General features: G+C 70.7%; 2 protein-coding genes. Both read left to right on the forward strand.

The window, feature by feature from the left end; translation table 11 throughout:
- A partial coding sequence (gene infB / locus CCR97_RS26955; protein WP_201160043.1) for a translation initiation factor IF-2 occupies window positions 1–2,193 on the forward strand: 2,193 nt, incomplete at its 5' end.
- A 191-nt stretch (window positions 2,194–2,384) separates the two neighbouring features.
- Entirely contained in the window at window positions 2,385–2,816 is a 432-nt protein-coding gene (gene rbfA / locus CCR97_RS26960; RefSeq protein ID WP_111360779.1) for a 30S ribosome-binding factor RbfA, read from the forward strand.
- The last annotated feature ends 65 nt before the right edge of the window (window positions 2,817–2,881 follow it).

A 2,881-nucleotide genomic window follows, 5' to 3' on the forward strand; every position in this document is an offset into this window, starting at 1 on the left:
CGCCGCGTCGAGGACGAGGCCAAGCGCAAGGCCGAGCAGGAGGCCAAGAAGCGGTTCGGCGACGACGAGTCCGCCAAGGCGACGCCCGCCGCCGCGGCGCCGGCCCAGCAGGCCCGTCCGGCGCAGGTGCGCCCGGCCCGTCCGGCCGGCGCGGCGACCCCGGGCGCGACCCCGGTCAACGCCCGCACCGCCGTCCAGGAGCCCGACGAGGAAGAGCGCCGTCCGGTCCGCCGCTCGGGCCCCGGCCCGGCGCGTCCGGCCCCGGCCCCCAAGCCGGCCAGCACCAAGGCTGGTCCCCAGAAGAATCGCGGCCGTCTGACCGTGGTCACGGCGCTCGACGCCGGCGAGGTCCGCGAGCGTTCGGTGGCGTCGTTCCGCCGCCGCGTCCAGCGTCTGAAGGGGCACGCCGCGAACGAGCCGAAGGAGAAGCTCGTGCGCGAGGTCACCATTCCGGAGGTGATCACCATCCAGGAGCTCGCCAACCGCATGTCGGAGCGGGCCGTGGACGTCATCAAGCTGCTGATGAAGCAGGGCCAGATGGCGAAGATCACCGACACGATCGACGCCGACACGGCCCAGCTGATCGCCGAGGAGCTCGGCCACACGGTCAAGCGCGTCTCCGAGGCCGACGTCGAGGAAGGCCTGTTCGACGTCGCCGACGCTTCGGAAGACCTGATCCAGCGGCCGCCGGTCGTCACCATCATGGGCCATGTCGACCACGGCAAGACGTCACTGCTCGACGCCATCCGCCACGCCAACGTGGTGGCCGGCGAGGCGGGCGGCATCACCCAGCACATCGGCGCCTACCAGGTGACGGCGCCGTCCGGCGCCAAGATCACCTTCATCGACACGCCCGGCCACGCCGCCTTCACGGCGATGCGCGCCCGCGGCGCCAAGGTGACGGACGTCGTCGTGCTGGTGGTCGCGGCCGACGACGGCGTGATGCCGCAGACGGTCGAGGCGATCCAGCACGCCAAGGCCGCCAAGGTCCCGCTGATCGTCGCCATCAACAAGATCGACAAGCCCGACGCCAAGCCGGAGCGGGTCCGCACCGAGCTCCTCCAGCACGAGGTGCAGGTCGAGACCTTCGGCGGCGAGACCCTCGAGGTCGAGGTGTCGGCCAAGCAGAAGACCAATCTCGACAAGCTGCTCGACATCATCGGGCTGCAGTCGGAAATCCTCGAGCTGAAGGCGAATCCGCACCGCCCGGCCGAAGGCACCGTGATCGAGGCCAAGCTCGACCGCGGCCGCGGCCCGGTGGCGACCGTGCTGGTCCAGCGCGGCACCCTGAAGGTCGGCGACATCGTCGTCGCCGGCGCCGAATGGGGCCGCGTGCGCGCCCTCGTGTCCGACACCGGCAAGCCGATCGACACGGCCGGCCCGTCGGTTCCGGTCGAGGTGCTCGGCTTCAACGGCACGCCGGAGGCGGGCGACCGCCTCGCCGTCGTCGAGAACGAGAGCCGCGCCCGCGAGGTGACCGACTACCGGGCGCGTCAGAAGCGCGAGAAGCAGGCGGCCCGCGCGAGCGGCATGCGCGGCTCGCTCGAGCAGATGATGAGCCAGCTCAAGACCTCGGGCCAGAAGGAATTCCCGCTGGTCATCAAGGGCGACGTGCAGGGCTCGATCGAGGCGATCGTCGGCGCGCTGGAGAAGCTCGGCACCTCCGAGGTGGCGGCCCGCGTGCTGCTCTCGGGCGTCGGCGGCATCACCGAGTCCGACGTGACGCTCGCCGAGGCCTCGAACGCCGCGATCATCGGCTTCAACGTGCGTGCCCACAAGGAAGCGCGCGAGGCGGCCGAGCGGCTCGGCATCGAGATCCGCTACTACAACATCATCTACGACCTCGTGGACGACGTGAAGAAGGCCATGTCCGGCCTGCTCGCCCCGACCACGCGCGAGACCATGCTGGGCAACGCCCTGATCCAGCAGGTCTTCAACATCACCAAGGTCGGCAAGGTCGCCGGCTGCCGGGTCACCGACGGTGTCGTCCAGCGCGGCGCCAATGTCCGCCTGATCCGCGACAACGTGGTGATCCACGAAGGCAAGCTCGGCCAGCTCAAGCACCTCAAAGACGACGTCCGCGAGGTCACGTCCGGCCACGAGTGCGGCATGTCGTTCGAGAACTACCAGGACATCCGGGTCGGCGACGTGATCGAGTGCTACCGGCTCGAGACGGTGCAGCGCTCGCTGTAGGTGATTTCATCGAGGATCGGGCGTGCCCGGCGGTTTCGGCCGGGCACGCATTTCCGTATCGCAGCGTCGCGGACGCCCCCTCGCCTCCCCTCCCCCGCACGGGCCTCGCCCGCACGGGACGGACGGAGACCGGGGGCGCCGCGGCGCACAGCCGGCGCAGGTTCGATTCCCGCGCCACCGGCAAGAAGACCATGGCCAAGCATCACCACACCCGTGACCAGGGCGCCGGCCCGTCGCAGCGCGCGTTGCGCGCCGGCGAGCTGATCCGGCACGCCATCGCCGAGGTTCTCCAGCGCGGCGACGTGCACGATCCCGTGCTCGAGACCCATCTGATCACCGTGCCGGAGGTGCGGCTGAGCCCGGATCTGCGCCTCGCCACCATCTACGTCATGCCGCTCGGCGGCAGCGACGAGAAGGAGGTGCTGGCGGCGCTGGAGCGCAACAAGCGCTACCTGCGCGGCGAGATCGCCCACCGGGTGAACCTCAAATTCGCGCCCGACATCCGCTTTCGCATCGACGACCGCTTCGCCGAGGCCGCCCGCATCGACGGCCTGCTGCGCTCGCCCGCCGTGAAGCGCGACATCGACGGCGCCGACCAGGACAACAAGAGCGACGACGAATGACGCCCGACATCGCCGAAGACGACATCCCGACCGCCGGCACGGCCGCCCTCGCGACCGACGCCCGC

The organism is Rhodoplanes elegans, from assembly GCF_016653355.1.
Classification (GTDB): Bacteria; Pseudomonadota; Alphaproteobacteria; order Rhizobiales; family Xanthobacteraceae; genus Rhodoplanes; species Rhodoplanes elegans.

Coding starts and splice junctions, on each gene's coding strand:
- rbfA (WP_111360779.1), top strand. CDS start 2,385: ATGGCCAAGCATCACCACACCCGTGACCAGGGCGCCGGCCCGTCGCAG.